The following is a 16,925-nucleotide window of genomic DNA, read 5'->3' as shown; positions in this document are numbered from 1 at the left end:
TCGTTATAGCGGTTATTGTCCAGACAAAATACCACGAAGTGTTGCAAAATTTATCATACACCTAATATCTATTAAGGCATTACTATAAAGAGCAGAGTTGGTAGGGATTGCAATACAAAAGATTCTTTCAACCACTCCTCGATATAAACTCACATCAGCTCATTGACAAAACTTCTAAAATAGGAGGGCTAACGTTGGAAGTTAAAGCAGCAGTAGCTTACGGTGCGGGTAAACCGTTGACTATTGAAACCGTTCAACTATCAGAACCACAAGCTGGGGAAGTGTTAGTTGAAATTAAAGCTACCGGGGTTTGCCATACCGACGCTTATACCCTTTCTGGTAAAGATCCCGAAGGTTTATTTCCGGCAATTTTGGGACACGAAGGTGCTGGTATTGTAGTAGAAGTGGGTGCTGGTGTTACCAGTGTGAAACCAGGGGATCACGTAATTCCCTTATATACCCCAGAATGCCGCCAGTGCGAATATTGTCTAAGTTTCAAAACTAATCTCTGTCAAGCTATTCGCCAAACTCAAGGACGCGGCGTTATGCCCGATGGCACGAGTCGTTTTAGTATCGATGGGCAGATGATTCATCACTACATGGGCACATCTACCTTTGCCAACTATACAGTGCTGCCAGAAATCGCTGTGGCAAAAATTCGGGAAGATGCCCCGTTTGATAAAGTTTGTTACATTGGCTGCGGCGTCACGACGGGTGTTGGTGCAGTTATTAATACAGCTAAAGTAGAACCGGGAGCAAATGTAGTAGTTTTCGGCTTAGGCGGTATTGGTTTAAATGTCATCCAGGCGGCGCGGATGGTGGGAGCCAATATGATTGTGGGTGTAGATATTAATCCCAGCAAACGTGCTTTGGCAGAAAAGTTCGGCATGACGCACTTTGTTAATCCCCAAGAAGTAGAAGGCGATTTAGTTGCTTATCTGGTGGAGTTAACTAAAGGCGGCGCTGATTACAGCTTTGAATGTATCGGCAATGTTAAAGTCATGCGTCAGGCATTAGAATGCTGCCATAAAGGTTGGGGTGTAAGTGTAATTATTGGTGTGGCTGCGGCTGGACAAGAAATCAGTACTCGTCCGTTTCAACTAGTAACTGGACGTGTTTGGAAAGGTTCAGCATTTGGTGGCGCTAGGGGGCGGACAGATGTACCAAAAATTGTTGATTGGTATATGGAAGGTAAGATCAACATCGATGATTTGATTACCCATGTAATGCCTCTAGAGCAAATTAATGATGCTTTTGATTTGATGCACAAAGGCGAATCAATTCGTAGCGTAGCAACGTTTTAGTTGTTAAATTCTTTTATAGTAGGCAATTAACCGATCATAGAAGGAAAGGGTACAAGTTTTTTACAAAATTTTATAGAGATTCCCGACTTATTTGAGAAGTCGGGAATCTGGACACCGCAAACTTTCGCAATTTAAAAGCGTAACAGATTACAATGATGTGACTGTACTGGTAAAGACAAAAAATATGTTGTTATTTAGTAAAGCTATTGCCACACCTTTTGTAATCTGTTTGTGTTTCATAGGAGTTGGTTTGATTCAATTCCCTCAATTGCAAAAATTGCTAATTAACACACAAGTGGCATCTTTAGAAACTCTAGAAAAAGATATTCAATCAGAAAAACTGCAACTCAATTTACTCAAGAAAATACCCAGTTTTGGTTATGATAATTTAATTAGTAATTGGGTATATCTCAATTTTTTGCAATATTTCGGTGATGATGACGTTCGTGCTCAAACGGGTTACAGTCTTAGTCCAGAATATTTTGAAGTAATTTTAGAGCGAGATCCACGATTTTTGAAATCTTATCTCAGTCTTTCGATGAGTACTTCAATGTACGCTGGTATGCCAGAAAGAGCGATCGCATTAACAGAAAAAGGTTTAAAATCACTATCTCCTTGGGTTCCCGAAAGGTCTTACTATGTGTGGCGTTATAAAGCAGTTGATGAATTATTATTTTTAGGAAATGCTCAAGCTGCTCAGCAATCTTTTGCAACAGCGGCAAACTGGGCTAGTAACTTCTCAGATGCAGAGAGTCAATTAATCGCTACTAATTCTCAGAGAACTGCTGAATTTTTACAGCGAAATCCTAACAGTAAATATGCTCAAATTTCTAGCTGGGCGATGGTTTTTAATAATCAGGTTGATGAGAGAACACGAAAACGAGCAATGAGTGAAATTGAGGCATTGGGAGGTAAGGTAATTACAACTCCTGAAAGCACTCAAAAAATTATATTTCCCCCTAAAGATTGATAAGTTAGTCAGGAGTCAGAAGACAGGAGACAGGAGTTATTCAACTTGTTTTATTTTTTACCCATTTTCTCATTGAGGTTAATGTTATTTTTTGGTATAATGGCAAATTAATCCAATCCCAAACTCTGGAATTAGATATTAACGAGCCTGGATTACTCTATGGAGCAACAGTTTTTACAACGCTGCGGGTTTATGGTAACTCGTTAGATGATAATTTAACCAACTGGCAGGCACATTGCGATCGCCTACTCTTTTCATTACAATCTTTTGGTTGGCAGCATCCAGACTGGAAGTTTGTGCGTCAAGGCGCAGAAATTATCCTGGCACATTTCCCTGTTCTCAGAATCACTATCTTTCCTGATGGACGGGAGTGGATAATTGGCAGATTTTTACCAGATGATTTGACACAAAAGCAGAGAAATGGTGTGTCTTGCGCCGTTGCTCAGCCAGAATTTAATCGCAGCCTTCCTTCTCATAAAACCGGAAATTACTTGAGTGCTTGGTTAGCAAAAATTAGCGTCCAATCCTCAGATGTCCAAGAAGCGATTTTAGTAGACACAGCAGGGAATTGGCTGGAAACTAGTACAGGTAATCTCTGGGGGTGGCGAGATGGTAATTGGTGGACGCCGCCATTATCTGCGGGAATTTTACCAGGAGTTGCGCGATCGCAACTTGTAAATTGGCTGCAAAAGCACCAGCAAGCAGTGCAACAAGAAGTATGGACAGCGGATTTGGTCAAGGGATTTGAAGCGATCGCCTACACTAATAGTGTGGTGGAAATTATCCCCATTCATACCGTTCATCAACCCGCAGGCTCGTTACAATATAATCCTTACCATCCTAGTTTTAAACAGGTCAGGAGATCATTTTTAGCATGATAGGAATGCCATTATGTTATAGGTTAAGATAAGTTAACATAATTTTAATAATGCACTCTCCTATCAGAGACACTACGCGATGGCGCGTAGCCCCGCTGAAAGCGAAACGCACAAAAAATACAGGAGGATAGACCTCGGTGAATAAACGATGGAGAAATGCAGGGCTGTACGCGCTGCTATTTATAGTTGTCATTGCGCTAGGAACAGCATTTTTTGACAAGCAGCCTCAAAGCAGAGAGACATGGCGTTACAGTCAGTTTATTCAAGAAGTTGAGAAAGGCAGAGTAGAAAAAGTTAGTCTGAGTGCAGACCGTTCTACAGCTCTTGTGACACCCAAGTATGACCCGAATAAAAAGCTGGTAACATTGGTCAATGACCCAGACCTAATCAATACTCTTACTGCCAAAGGCATTGATATTAATGTTTTGCCTCAAACCGATGAAGGATTTTGGTTTAAGGCACTCAGCAGCTTATTTTTCCCAGTATTGCTTTTGGTTGGCTTATTCTTCTTGCTACGCCGTGCCCAAAACGGCCCAGGTAGCCAAGCTATGAACTTTGGTAAGTCCAAAGCCAGAGTGCAAATGGAGCCACAAACTCAGGTGACATTTGGCGATGTTGCTGGTATTGACCAAGCCAAACTGGAATTAAACGAAGTCGTAGACTTTCTGAAAAACGCCGATCGCTTTACCGCAGTTGGTGCAAAAATTCCTAAAGGTGTGCTGCTAGTCGGCCCTCCCGGTACAGGTAAAACCCTCCTAGCTCGTGCTGTAGCAGGCGAAGCCGGTGTACCCTTCTTCTCCATCTCTGGTTCGGAATTTGTAGAAATGTTCGTAGGTGTGGGTGCATCCCGCGTCCGCGATTTATTTGAACAAGCTAAAACCAACGCCCCCTGTATCGTCTTCATCGATGAAATTGACGCCGTAGGTCGTCAGCGGGGTGCAGGTTTAGGCGGTGGTAACGATGAGCGGGAACAAACCCTCAACCAGTTACTCACTGAAATGGACGGATTTGAAGGCAACACCGGCATCATTATTATTGCCGCCACCAACCGTCCCGATGTTCTAGATGCAGCACTGTTGCGTCCAGGCCGCTTTGACCGCCAAGTTGTAGTAGACCGTCCCGACTACGCCGGACGCAGCGAAATCTTGAAGGTACATGCCCGTGGCAAGACCTTGGCGAAAGACGTAGACTTGGATAAAATTGCCCGTCGTACTCCTGGATTTACCGGCGCAGATTTATCCAATCTGCTAAATGAAGCCGCAATTTTGGCAGCGCGTCGGAATTTGACCGAAATTTCGATGGACGAAATCAACGATGCCATTGACCGCGTATTAGCTGGCCCAGAGAAAAAAGACCGGGTAATGAGCGAAAAGCGCAAAACCTTGGTGGCATATCACGAAGCTGGTCACGCCTTAGTTGGTGCTTTAATGCCCGACTATGACCCAGTACAAAAAATTAGCATCATTCCTCGCGGTCGCGCAGGTGGTTTAACTTGGTTTACCCCCAGTGAAGACCGGATGGACACTGGTTTGTACAGCCGTGCTTATCTAGAAAATCAGATGGCGGTGGCTTTGGGTGGTCGTATCGCCGAAGAATTAATCTTTGGGGAAGAAGAAGTTACTACAGGTGCTTCTAACGACTTACAACAGGTAGCGCGGGTTGCTCGTCAGATGATTACCCGATTTGGGATGAGCGATCGCTTAGGCCCAGTCGCCCTTGGTCGTCAGCAAGGTAACATGTTCCTAGGTCGGGATATCATGTCCGAGCGCGATTTCTCTGAAGAAACCGCTGCTGCCATTGATGAAGAAGTCCGCAAACTTGTGGATGTTGCCTATACACGTGCTAAAGAAGTGTTAATGGGCAACCGTCACATTCTAGATCAGCTAGCGCAAATGCTAGTTGATAAAGAAACAGTAGATGCCGAAGAATTGCAAGAAATTCTGGCAAATAATGATGTAACAACCGCCGCCTTTGCCTAATCGTTTTTGGTTGAAATTTAAAATCTAGATTTGGGGTAATTCTGGAATTTTCCAGAGTTGCCCTATTTTTTTGCAACTATTAAGCCTTGCCGCTACCTAACAAATACAGCAATGCCATGCGAACAGCAACACCGCTAGTAACTTGTGATTGAATAAGACTAAATTCTGGGTCATCCATCAAATCAGAGCTAATTTCCACACCACGGTTAACTGGGCCTGGATGTAAAACTTTAACGTTAGGCTTGCACAATTGCAATTTTGTGCGGGTAATGCCAAACAACTGATGATATTCTCGCAAACTTGGCAGTAAATGAGCAGTCATACGTTCCTTTTGCAGACGCAAAGTCATAACAAAATCAGCATCCTGCAAAGCTGGTTCTAATTGCCAATGTAGAAATAGTTGGGGAGTGGGAGATGAGGAAGATGAGGGAGCAGGGGAAGCAGGGGGAGCAGGGGGAGATGAGGGAGAAATAGCCAATAACTCTTGACTCCTGGCTCGTGGCTCCTCAGAGAAATACTCAGCAAATAACTTGGGTAAGAGAGTAGGTGGCGCGGCGAGATGTACTTGAGCACCACTGGCAATTAGGCTCCAAATATTTGACCGTGCGACGCGAGAATGTAGAATATCGCCAACAATGGCAATTTTTTTACCTTTTAAAAGTTCCAGTCGCGGATTAGCTGGGTCAATTAAAGTACAAATGGTAAATAAATCTAGCAGCGCTTGGGAAGGATGCTCATGTTGACCATCACCAGCATTGAGGACACTAACTCGTACACCTAGACGATCCATTTCAGCTGCGATCGCATTTGGTACTCCTGCCTCTCGATGGCGAATCACCATAATATCAGTTCCCATCGCCAAATAAGTCTTCGCTGTGTCGAGAATTGTCTCTCCTTTTGTCATCGAAGAAGTTGCTGCGGCGAAGTTTAACGTATCCGCACTTAAGCGTTTTGCAGCAATTTCAAAACTGCTGCGAGTCCGGGTAGACGATTCAAAAAATAAATTCGCCACCACCTGTCCTTGCAAGGTTGGCACTTTCTTTGTCCGCCGTGATAATACCTCTTGAAAAGAAGCAGCAGTTTGCAAAACAGTATCGTATTCAGCGGTAGTGAAGTCAGCCAGAGAAAGAACGTGATGACGATTCCAGGTGGTAGTAGGCATAAATAGCTATCATCCTGCTATGGAAATACGACTACTCGCGTTTCTATAGCTTTTTAATTTACATACGCAGAGGAAATGATAGCATCTGTTTTCTATCAAATTGTTTTGTCATTGGTCATTGGTCATTTGTATTTTTAAAGCACAAAGGACTAGTAAACTACCCACACTGACCCGAAGCGGGTACAATGTGGGCTTTTAGTAGCCCTGAACTATCTACACTGAGTTCACAGCATAAACAGTTCGAGCCTCTGGGCAAGTTTACAAGGTTCACCCCAATAGCAGCAATATTGTTTGCTCCATTAAAATCAGCGTCACCACTCCAAGAACAAGTCTCATTGGTACATTTGAAACGTTTGTCAGAACGCAGTCCAATATGTAGGCATTGATAGCACATTTGACTTGTCCAAGCCGGAGGAACAGCAATTATTTCTACTCCAAATTGGATGCCTTTGTATTCCAAGAAAAATCGCAATTGATAAAAAGACCAAGAGTTAGAACGTCTACGTTCTGTTTTGCTTCTTGGTTTTTGATTAGTTCTTTCACGAATACCTGTTAAGTCTTCAATTGCTACTGCTGCATTATTTTTTAATGCGTCCTGAATTATCGACTTGCTAATGTTGTGGTTTAGCCATTGCTGAAATCTTCTCTCCTTGCCCGACAACCGTTGCAAAATCTGCCTTGCTCTGCGGCGAGTAGACCTTGTGCCTTTCGTAGCTTTTTTCTGGAGAGATACCCGAACTAAAGAAAACTTGTCTCTAACATCGTTGATTTGTTTTCCATCCCACTTATTACCACTGCTAGTTACAGCAATGTCTCGCCTTCCGAAGTCAACACCAATTACTTTGTTTGACTTAATTGGTTCTGGGGCTTCGTCTTTGATTTGAATGTGGATGTAGTAGTTGCCATCACGATGTTTACATAATTGTGCTGATGTCGGTTTTCTGCCTTTTAATTTACCTCTTTGATAATTACCAGCATCAATTTTGATATGTTCCCTGCCATTCATTAAAGTTAAGCTAACAGTCCAATCTTTCTCTCTGAATGAGAAAATCCTGGCATCATAATCAGCCGATGTTGGTTTAAATTCTTTAACTGGCTTGTCTTTAAGTTTGGCAGTTTTGCGATTTGCTCCAACCCTGGCGCAAGCACGAACAGCTAAATTTGCACTCAATCCAAACAAAGCACGAATCTCGTTATAGACCATATTCTGAATAGTGGTCTTACTGGTTATCTGAGGTTTAATTTTTTGGTTAGTGTGGTTACACGCATCAGCAAATGCTGCAAGTACCATGTCGATTTCTTCTGCCTGTTTTTTAGAGGGGTTGAGTTTGCAAACCAGCGTCAATACTTGTTCCATGACTTCGACCTAATCACATATGAACATAAGACATCAAAATAGTCGTGTTGTATCAAAGATTTTCCCCCGCAATTCCTCTCGACACTGACCTTCTCAGGTTCAGTGTGAGCCTCCTTACGGAAATAGGTGACTAATGACAGTTTTAACAAAATATGCGATTTTGAAGCACTTAGTTGATTAAATTGGTAAATGTAATACCTTTAAAGCAAACGAAATCAGAGTCAGGAACGTTAAAAACCCAATTGTATCCAGCATTGTTGTCACTAATGGCCCGCTAACTAAAGCAGGGTCGAGCTTTAGCCGCTTCAAACCCATTGGTAATAAAGTACCAAGTGTAACAGCCACAATTGTATTAGTTGCCATGACCATTCCAGCAATTAAAGCCACCCATCGCTCTTGGGGTCGCGCCCAAATCAAGGAAAGTAGGAACATTGTGGTGGCTAAAACTACGGCTGTGCCTAAACCAGCACAAAGTTCCTTGCGGAGAATTTTCAGCGTATCCTTGGGTGTCACCTCACCCACACCCAAACCTCGGATAGTTACTGTCAATGCTTGAATCCCAACAGTACCACCAGTGTTAGAGAAAATTGGCATGATGACTGCGAGAACTGGCACGGCAGAAATTATAGCTTGGAAAGGCGCGATCGCACTAGCTGCACCAATATATAATGCCATGATGCCCAACAGCCAGGGCAAGCGGTTGCATATAGTGAGTAGCGGAGAAGACAAAGCTGCTTCATCACCACTTACACCCGCCAATTTTTGAATATCTTCTGTAGCTTCCTCCTCCAAAATATCCATCACATCATCAATCGTGATAATGCCGACCAATCGGTCTTCCCTGTCAACCACGGGAATAGCAATTAAGTCATAGCGTTTCATGATTTGGGCGACTTCTTCTTGAGGGGTTTCAGTTCTCACCTTGATGACGCGATCGCTCGCAATATCTCGGATTAAAACATCAGGAAAAGTAAACAATAACTGGCGTAGTGAAACCACTCTCACTAACGTGCGGTTATCGTCTGTAACGTAGGCGTAGTAAATTGTCTCCTTGTCTTCGTCCTGACGGCGGATTTTGCTTAAGGCTTCACCTACGGTTAATCCTTCCCGCAACCGGACATATTCCGTCGTCATTACTCGCCCAGCAGTGCCTTCTGGATAACCGAGAATCGTTGCTGTGGCTTGCCTCTGTTCTGGACTCAGTTCTTGCAACAGCCGTTTGATTACCCCAGCAGGCAGTTCGTCAAATAATTCTGCGCGTTCATCAGGACTCATCGCTTCTACAAGTTGCACTACCTCAACATCATGTAGAGAATTAATTAGTTCTTCCTGTACCTCTGTTGGTAGATATTCAAATACATCGATTGCCTGAGTTTTGTTGAGTAAACGAAATGCGATCGCTCGTTGTTTTTTAGGCAATTGTGTAATGTATTCACCTACATCCACCGGTTGTAAACGATTTAAATCCCATTTCAACTGGTTCAAGTCGGCAATATCAAGAGCCGTGCGAACGTCTTGTGTGAGCATGATAATACCTCCTAATATCTCCCCCGCGCTGGGAGATTGCCTCACCAGCTTAGAGGAGGTTGATACTGCCATCTTGTGGACTTTGGCCCATAAAATCTCAAAAATTCAATATCGATATCCAATCAGGGTATCGCTAAGCCATATACTAACCCGGAATGGTGTTGTGCGGTAACTAATTACTAGTGTTGAGAATTTGTGGCATTCTGCACAAGCCAGTAACTTAATTGCCCTGATTTTTATGTAATTTTCCTGTGATTTGAAGTAAATTTTACTACTATTAAAAATTGTGTCAACCCAATCAAAGAATTTACGGACAAACTTTATATAGTTAAAATATTTACAAACAGATGCGGAAATTAAAAGCGATCGCCACAGTAAAATTACGAGATGCGATCGCTAACGCCGGAAACTGCAAGGATGCAACAATAGCATCTGCGGTAAAAATTACTTTGCTATCATATCCCTCTTGAGTGGATTCTTGAAAAACATGGAGTTTGAAATTAGTAACATCTAGCACTGCATAATACTTATTTCCTGACTGTGTATAAACTTTGCCTTTAGTCTCGCGATCGGATTTGAAGCTATTATCTGTGCAAAATCTTCTTCAGAATTCAGCACTACTGTTGTATCACCAAACAGATTTCTTGAGCGAACCATCAGCGTATAGTTCTAGTGGTACTAGCTCGATTTTCCCGTTAACTTTAACTTGGGAGTAAACCAATCTTATTAGAGGAGCATGATTTTCGTTGTAACGCAGAGACATAATTTATCTCCTTTTGTATTGAATTTTATTGTGTTAAAAAACTTTGATGTTTATGATTTTTTCAAGGTATTTTAGGTTAATTATGCCCCTTTGAAATAGTTGTTTATCGTTCTTTCAAACTATCAAAAACCATTTAAAAAAAGGTATAATTTTATCTCCGTGAGCATGAAGATTTGAAAAAATGTTGTGTTTTGGTTATGGTTCAATAAAAATTCAGCAACGATACGCCTAGTAACGCGAGATAATAAAAAACTCACACTACCCTCATCTGTGTGCAGTTCATTACTTCACAGCCATAGGGTCAAATTCCGCAAGCTGCTCTGAACCAAACCATGAAAACATCTACCCAATTGCTAGCTCGCCTGGAGTATTACTACCAGCAAATTCAAACTATCATCCTTGCTCGTCAAAATCCGATAACTGGTTTGCTACCTGCAAGTACAGCTATCACTGCCCACGGTGATTATACTGATGCCTGGGTGCGAGACAATGTTTACAGCATTTTGGGAGTTTGGGGTTTAGCGCTTGCATACCGCAAGGTTGACGACCACGAAGGACATAGATATGAACTAGAACACAGTGTCATTAAGCTCATGCGCGGGTTGCTTTTCGCGATGATGCGACAGGCTCATAAAGTGGAGACATTTAAACACACTCAGTCGCTACTAGATGGTCTGCACGCCAAATACAACACTGCGACTGGTGACATTGTTGTTGGAGATGACGAATGGGGACATTTGCAACTTGATGCCACATCTATATTTTTACTGATGTTGGCGCAAATGACCGCTACGGGATTGCAAATAATCTATACGATTGATGAAGTGAATTTCGTCCAAAACTTGGTTTACTACATTGGACGAGCTTATCGTACACCAGATTATGGCATTTGGGAACGTGGGAATAAAATTAATCGTGGGAATGCCGAATTAAACACCAGTTCCGTGGGTATGGCAAAAGCAGCATTGGAAGCCATCAACGGGCTGAATTTATTTGGAGTGCATGGTAGTCAAACATCAGTGATTCATGTGCTACCAGATGAAATTGCCCGTGCTCGGATTACCTTAGAATCTTTATTACCAAGAGAATCTGGTTCTAAAGAAATTGACGCAGCACTGTTGAGTATTATTAGTTTTCCTGCTTTTGCGGTTGAGGATTTGCAATTATGCGATCGCACCTTTAACGAGATTATCACCAAACTTGCAGGTAAATACGGCTGCAAACGTTTCCTGCGCGATGGACACCAAACCGTATTAGAAGACAGCCACCGCTTGCATTATGAACCGTGGGAACTCAAGCAATTTGAGCATATTGAATGCGAATGGCCATTATTTTTCACCTATTTAATTCTGGATGGGTTATTTCGTGGCAATCAAGAGCAAGTTAAAAATTACCAAGAGCGTTTAGAATCATTACTCATTGAACAAAATGGTTTGCGTTTATTGCCAGAACTTTATTATGTTCCAGCCGAAAAAATAGAAGCCGAAAAGTTAGCACCCCAAACTCAACCACGTTTACCTAATGAAAATATTCCCTTAGTGTGGGCGCAGAGTTTATATCTTCTCAGTCAAATGTTGAGTGAAGATTTACTAGCAGTCGGCGATATTGATCCATTGGGAAGACATTTATGTGTAGGAAAGCAGCGCGAGGCGTTGGTACAAATTGCCTTGTTAGCAGAAGATGAAGATTTACAAGCCAAATTAGAAGTCCACGGGATTGAAACACAAACACCCTCCCAATTAGAACCAATTCAAGTGAGAAAAGCTGGGGAACTTTCAGATATTTATACTCAAATTGGACACAACAACAAACTCGGTTTAACTGGGCGTCCAGTGCGGCGGCTGCGAAGTTTGACGACATCTAGAATTTTTCGCATTCAGAGTCAGACAATTGTATTCTTGCCCTCATTTTTAGACTCCCAACAGTTTTATTTAACCCTCGATTACCATTTTCTGCTAGATCAAATCAGAAGTGAGCTTGCCTATATTCAAAAGTATTGGAGTGATTTAGGGCGTCCTACCCTCACTTTAATGTTGACACAGACAATGTTAGAAATCGGTTCTGAAGCATTACTAGAACTGATGCAAGAACTAAAATACGGGATTTGTAATGGTGTGCGAGTAAAATTGGGACGGCTAAATCAGCTAATGCTAACAGCTGGGATTCAGAGGATTGATTTTCTTCAAGATGCTAAATTATCCTTGTCGCCAGTTAAAAATGCTGGGCCACGTTGCTATTACTTACCTTATCATCCTGGCAAAAATTGGCGCTTAGGGCATACTCAAGAGTTTCAGATGGAGTATGAAACCAACTTGGGGTTATTACTTTCTTATTTGCGCTCATCAGAAAATATCTATGAGCAAATTGAGTTATTGCAGACTTTGACACGATTGCAGGGATTGAAATTTGATACGGGATATGGTGGCCCAGGATATCCTGTCACCGTAGCTGATTTACTTGATGAAGTTTACACTAAGGCTGGAGATTTAGGTATTTGGGCGGTGGTACGTCGTGCTGCTGGGTTGCGGCGGATGGTTGATATTGGTTTATCAGATGCAGTGACGAGTATTTTGGTGCAAGGTAAGCAAATTGCTGTGGGCAAAGCTTATAGTGAAGCGTCGCTGATTACCGTACCCATGTCTCACCATGAAATTGCTGAGAAAATTAATCACTTTTGCCGTGAAGATATCCGCGATCGCGTCCTCACACAAGAGATCTTAATCTATCTTGGCATCCTCATCCGTTCAGAAACCGAACTATTTCGAGGACTTCTGACGTTAAGAGTCGGTTATCTAATTCTGTTAATCACCAGCGAACTGGCGCAGGAATTGCAGGTTACTCAAGATGAAGCATACGATCATTTAATGCAACTTTCGCCCTTTGAAGTGAAAATGCGCCTGTATCAGGTATTAACCGGGTATAGTGGCATGGGTAACTTACTTCGCCAAATGGAATCTCTGCACGTCAAGCAAAAAGAAAGTGATATTGCTTGGGTAGTGCTACCAGCAATCACAGAAGAAATAGAAGTTCCCCCTGGCGGTTGGCGGCGGTTTCGCCAAGTAGAAGGTGCGACAGGCCGCGTACCAAAAGAATTTTTCAAGCAGATTTGGTTATTGATGCAACATTGCAAAGGTTTAGTGATTGGCGATAAACTAGAGCGCCGCAATCGTTTAGATAGTGAATTAATGCTATCAGAAATGACAGCAGGAGAAAGGAATTTTGCTTTGTTAGTTGAGCATTTACTGAATAAAATTGAGGCTCCAGAATACCGACAAGTTAATATTGAAGCATTAATAGAATTAGCAGCGATCGCTGCCAACAATCCCAAGCTGCAAATTGAAGAATATATTGTACTGGATGTATTAATCGGTCATGCAGTGCGACTAGCATGGTTGGAACGCCATCCTGAAAAAGGCGATCGCTATGATGAAGACAAAGCTAGTGCGTGGCGATCGTTTTACAATACTTCTCCTAGAGATTGCGCTAGTTATATCCTCAAAGCGTTCCGTTTCTTGACGGAATTTGTAAGGGAGTTTTAAACGCAAAGGAACGCGCAAAGGAACGCAGAGGATGAAAGAGAATGAGTGGAGTGATTATTGGTTGTGGAATGAGGGTGCATACGGCTTTGGGGCCGGGTTTGTTGGAGTCAGCTTATGAGGCGCGTGTTTAGATTACGAGTTAAGGCAAGCAGGATTGAGTGTGAGTAAGCAAATGCCTTTGCCACTAGTTTATAAAGATATGCAATTGGAATGCGTTTATCGATTAGATTTGATAGTTGAAAACAAAGTAATTGTAGAGATTAAATCTGTAGAATCCTTAAAACCGATTCACACCGTTCAACTCCTAACCTATCTCAAACTAGCAAACTGCAAACTAGGTCTTCTCATCAACTTTAACGTCCTCCACCTCAAAGAAGGCATAAAACGCGTAGCCAACAACCTCTAATCCTCACTTTGCGCTCCTTTGCGTTTTCCTCTGCGTTCCTTTGCGTTTAAAAAATATCCCTTACTTCAGATACCAAAAGTAGGGGATATTTATACTTTATTAAAAAAACTACTTAACCGAAACAGCATCAACATCAATAGTGCTTGCGGTAGAGGTAGAACTATCTGAAGTATTAGGTGTTTCTGTGCCCACATCACCCTTACGCGCTTTCCAACCTTCAATTACTAGTCCAGATACTTCACCAACTAGCAGAGTTAAAAGGAAAACATCATCAATCTGTCCCACAATAGGTATAAAGTCTGGGGCGATATCAATTGGGCTGACCAAATAAACTAGCGTTCCTAAAATTATCCACCAACGGTATTTTGGGTTACGAAGCGAATTGCGATACCAAGTGTAAAGTGATTGGATTGAGAAATTCATGTTTTTAACCTCCAGTTATTTTTTATTTTGACAAATTATGCTAAGAATTTCTGGTAGCAATAACCGTCCCAATTTGTCTGGAAGACGCTACCACCAAATACTTACCTTGCAATTCTGCTTATAAGTCTAGTAATTCCTTGAGAACAAATAAATTATCCAGCAGATATCTAGCATGGATGTTGATTATTTATGTTCTCCGGGAATCCTAGGCATATAAAGTTTTGTCTTTCTAGTGTAAAGTTACCTGCTTTTAGAAAGGCAAAGCACTGATGCAAGATAAAAAATGAGCTTACCGATGAAGAGGCGTTACTTAGGTATATTTAAGACTTTCCCACTACAAATGGTTCTCATCGTTCCATTTGTCTTGCAAATCTTTGGTGCTGTGGGTTTGGTCGGTTACTTATCATTTAAGAACGGACAGAAAGCTGTAAACGAATTGGCAGACAAGTTGATGGCTCGAACCAGCAATATGGTTGACCAACATTTAAATTCCTATTTATCTATTCCTCACAAGGTCAACCAGATTAATGCTGATGCCATTCAGATGGGATTATTAAATGTGCGCGAGCGCAAAACTGTCAGCAAGTATTTCTGGAAACAAATGCAGGCTTATGACCTGACTTACATCGGCTTTGGATTGACTACAGGTGAAGGAGCAGGAGCCGGACGGTACGATGGCAAAAACGTCACAATTGATGATTGGGGTTCCAAGCCACCGAAAAACTGGTACAACTATGGCACAGATAACCAGGGCGATCGCACTCATGTCAATGATCATGGTGATTGGAATAACTTCAACGAAGCTTGGTATACTGAACCCGTAAAAGCGGGTAGACCTATTTGGTCACGGATTATTACCATCAATCATACGTATCCATACATCGCTGCCTCGGCAGGTCGCCCAATTTATAATGCCCAGAACCAATTGTTGGGGATGGTTGCTGCGGATATTCATCTGCTGAAATTGAGTGAGTTTTTACGAAGTTTAGATGTCAGCCACACTGGCCAAGTTTTCATTTTGGAGCGCAATGGTAAACTGATTGCGAACTCTAGTACTCGCCAACCCTTTACTCTGATCAAAAACGATATTCAGCGGTTGCAAGCTACGGACAGCCCCGATTCTGTAGTTCAAGGTATCGCACGACAACTCCAACAAAAATTTAATGGGTTCGACTCCATTACCGAACCCAAAAAGCTGCAATTGAATTGGCAAGGAGAACAAAATTTTGTCACTGTTACCCCTTGGCGTGACCAATATGGGCTGGATTGGCTAGTAGTGGTTAGTGTGCCGGAACACGCTTTTATGGCACAAATCAACGCCAACAGCCGCACTACTATCTGGCTTTGTCTAGGAGCATTGGCTGTGGCAACTTTCATGGGCTATTTAACCTCCCACTGGATTACACAACCGATTCTGCAAATGAACCGGGCAAGTAAGGCAATGGCTTCCGGGAATTTAGACCAGACTGTAGATATCAGGAATATCCATGAACTAAATATACTTGCACACTCCTTTAATCACATGGCAGGGCAATTGCGCGAATTCTTTACCGCTTTAGAAAACAGTAAGGCAGAGTTAGAAGATAGGGTAGAAGAACGCACAGCAGAACTCAAAACCGCCTTAAGTGAATTGCAGCGCACTCAAGCACAAGTGGTTCAAAGTGAAAAAATGTCTAGCTTAGGTCAACTAGTAGCAGGTGTGGCACATGAAATTAACAATCCGGTCAACTTTATCCACGGCAATATTACTCACTTAGACGAATACACTCACGATTTGCTGCGGATGATCCAGCTTTACCAAGAACGCCATCCCAGCAATGACCCAGAGGTGCAAGCACTAGCTGACGAAATCGATTTAGAATTCTTGATTGAGGATTTACAGAAGATGCTATCTTCCATGAAAATGGGGACTGACCGAATTCGTAACATTGTGCTATCACTGCGGAACTTTTCCCGCATAGATGAAGCGGAATTCAAAGCAGTTGACATTCATGAGGGAATTGAAAGTACATTGTTGATTTTGCAACATCGTCTCAAAGACAAACCAGAATGTCCAGCAATTAAAGTGATTCGTGACTATGGCAACTTGCCCCAAGTAGAATGCTATCCTGGACAACTCAATCAAGTTTTGATGAATATTTTGGTAAATGCGATCGATGCTCTAGACGAGGTAAACGCCAAGCGCAACTATCAGGAGATAGAGGAAAATCCTAGCCAGATTACCATCCGCACCTCAATGAGCGATTCACAGTTTGTAGAAATTGCGATCGCTGATAACGCACTGGGAATGCCAGAACATGTTAAAAATCTTATCTTCAACCCCTTCTTCACCACTAAACCCGTGGGCAAGGGAACAGGCATGGGTATGGCAATCAGCTATCAAATTATCACCGAAAAACATGGTGGCAAGTTGGAGTGTTTTTCTACGGTAGGTCAAGGAACCGAGTTTATAATTCAAGTGCCTATTCGACAGCAGGTTGGCACAGCAGTTTAAGGGGAATCTACAACGGTTGCACTAGTGGACTTACAGCGTTTTAGTTAAGATTCTTTATTTACACTTAGACAGCTAAACTAACTTTCGGTTCTTGGGATTCTGGCGTCTAGTTTGCTAAGTATT

12 protein-coding genes and 1 pseudogene are annotated in these 16,925 nt (G+C 42.3%); 7 read left to right on the top strand and 6 right to left on the bottom strand.

Features of this window, described 5'->3' with window-relative positions; translation table 11 throughout:
* The first annotated feature begins 194 nt into the window (after window positions 1-194).
* From FNW02_RS19810 to ftsH3, 4 genes are all read left to right on the top strand, one after another.
* Window positions 195-1,304 carry an S-(hydroxymethyl)glutathione dehydrogenase/class III alcohol dehydrogenase gene (locus FNW02_RS19810; RefSeq protein WP_191759219.1) on the top strand — a complete coding sequence of 370 codons (1,110 nt, stop codon included), beginning with the start codon at window positions 195-197 and terminating at the stop codon, window positions 1,302-1,304.
* Between the two features lie 184 nt (window positions 1,305-1,488).
* The gene (locus tag FNW02_RS19805; RefSeq protein ID WP_191759218.1) at window positions 1,489-2,274 is read left to right on the top strand and encodes a hypothetical protein; all 786 of its coding nucleotides are present in this window, start codon (window positions 1,489-1,491) and stop codon (window positions 2,272-2,274) included.
* Window positions 2,275-2,360: 86 nt separating this feature from the next.
* Entirely contained in the window at window positions 2,361-3,152 is a 792-nt protein-coding gene (locus FNW02_RS19800) for an aminotransferase class IV (protein ID WP_191759297.1), read from the top strand.
* Window positions 3,153-3,289: 137 nt separating this feature from the next.
* The gene (gene ftsH3 / locus FNW02_RS19795; RefSeq protein WP_191759217.1) at window positions 3,290-5,131 is read left to right on the top strand and encodes an ATP-dependent zinc metalloprotease FtsH3; all 1,842 of its coding nucleotides are present in this window, start codon (window positions 3,290-3,292) and stop codon (window positions 5,129-5,131) included.
* A 79-nt stretch (window positions 5,132-5,210) separates the two neighbouring features.
* On the opposite strand, the gene FNW02_RS19790 is transcribed toward ftsH3, so the two are convergent.
* The 5 genes from FNW02_RS19790 to FNW02_RS39615 all read right to left on the bottom strand — a co-directional run bounded on the left by FNW02_RS19790 (window position 5,211) and on the right by FNW02_RS39615 (window position 9,940).
* A complete protein-coding gene (locus tag FNW02_RS19790; protein ID WP_191759216.1) occupies window positions 5,211-6,293 on the bottom strand; it encodes an aspartate carbamoyltransferase catalytic subunit in 1,083 nt (360 codons plus the stop codon).
* Window positions 6,294-6,450: 157 nt separating this feature from the next.
* Window positions 6,451-7,650, bottom strand: coding sequence for an RNA-guided endonuclease InsQ/TnpB family protein (locus FNW02_RS19785; protein WP_191759215.1), 1,200 nt, complete (start codon window positions 7,648-7,650; stop codon window positions 6,451-6,453).
* Between the two features lie 177 nt (window positions 7,651-7,827).
* Window positions 7,828-9,177: a magnesium transporter gene (gene mgtE, locus FNW02_RS19780; RefSeq protein ID WP_191759214.1), complete on the bottom strand. Its 1,350-nt coding sequence runs from the start codon at window positions 9,175-9,177 to the stop codon at window positions 7,828-7,830.
* A 337-nt stretch (window positions 9,178-9,514) separates the two neighbouring features.
* Entirely contained in the window at window positions 9,515-9,694 is a 180-nt protein-coding gene (locus FNW02_RS19775; protein WP_225225777.1) for a hypothetical protein, read from the bottom strand.
* Between the two features lie 111 nt (window positions 9,695-9,805).
* Entirely contained in the window at window positions 9,806-9,940 is a 135-nt protein-coding gene (locus FNW02_RS39615; RefSeq protein WP_263627814.1) for a hypothetical protein, read from the bottom strand.
* Window positions 9,941-10,272: 332 nt separating this feature from the next.
* On the opposite strand from FNW02_RS39615, the gene FNW02_RS19770 reads away from it, so the two are divergent.
* Together FNW02_RS19770 and FNW02_RS19765 are read left to right on the top strand one after the other, a co-directional pair.
* Entirely contained in the window at window positions 10,273-13,479 is a 3,207-nt protein-coding gene (locus FNW02_RS19770) for a glycoside hydrolase family 15 protein (protein WP_191759213.1), read from the top strand.
* Between the two features lie 68 nt (window positions 13,480-13,547).
* A pseudogene (locus FNW02_RS19765) lies at window positions 13,548-13,885 on the top strand (GxxExxY protein).
* A gap of 108 nt (window positions 13,886-13,993) precedes the next feature.
* Here the strand turns inward: FNW02_RS19765 and FNW02_RS19760 are convergent.
* On the bottom strand, window positions 13,994-14,308 hold the full coding sequence (locus FNW02_RS19760; RefSeq protein WP_191759212.1) for a YkvA family protein: 315 nt from the start codon (window positions 14,306-14,308) through the stop codon (window positions 13,994-13,996).
* A 295-nt stretch (window positions 14,309-14,603) separates the two neighbouring features.
* On the opposite strand from FNW02_RS19760, the gene FNW02_RS19755 reads away from it, so the two are divergent.
* Window positions 14,604-16,802, top strand: a complete 2,199-nt coding sequence (locus FNW02_RS19755; protein ID WP_191759296.1) for an ATP-binding protein — start codon at window positions 14,604-14,606, stop codon at window positions 16,800-16,802.
* Window positions 16,803-16,925: the final 123 nt, after the last annotated feature.

This window comes from Komarekiella delphini-convector SJRDD-AB1, from assembly GCF_014831675.1.
Classification (GTDB): Bacteria; Cyanobacteriota; Cyanobacteriia; order Cyanobacteriales; family Nostocaceae; genus Komarekiella.
The sequence above is the reverse complement of the archived record's forward strand: the minus strand, read 5'-3'. Positions and strand labels throughout refer to the sequence as shown.

What these genes read in the sequence shown, in the direction of transcription:
- FNW02_RS19805 (WP_191759218.1), top strand. Translation starts at nt 1,489, where the DNA reads ATGTTGTTATTTAGTAAAGCTATTGCCACACCTTTTGTAATCTGTTTG.
- FNW02_RS19790 (WP_191759216.1), bottom strand. Translation starts at nt 6,293, where the DNA reads ATGCCTACTACCACCTGGAATCGTCATCACGTTCTTTCTCTGGCTGAC.
- FNW02_RS19785 (WP_191759215.1), bottom strand. Translation starts at nt 7,650, where the DNA reads ATGGAACAAGTATTGACGCTGGTTTGCAAACTCAACCCCTCTAAAAAA.
- mgtE (WP_191759214.1), bottom strand. Translation starts at nt 9,177, where the DNA reads ATGCTCACACAAGACGTTCGCACGGCTCTTGATATTGCCGACTTGAAC.
- FNW02_RS39615 (WP_263627814.1), bottom strand. Translation starts at nt 9,940, where the DNA reads ATGTCTCTGCGTTACAACGAAAATCATGCTCCTCTAATAAGATTGGTT.
- FNW02_RS19770 (WP_191759213.1), top strand. Translation starts at nt 10,273, where the DNA reads ATGAAAACATCTACCCAATTGCTAGCTCGCCTGGAGTATTACTACCAG.
- FNW02_RS19760 (WP_191759212.1), bottom strand. Translation starts at nt 14,308, where the DNA reads ATGAATTTCTCAATCCAATCACTTTACACTTGGTATCGCAATTCGCTT.
- FNW02_RS19755 (WP_191759296.1), top strand. Translation starts at nt 14,604, where the DNA reads ATGAAGAGGCGTTACTTAGGTATATTTAAGACTTTCCCACTACAAATG.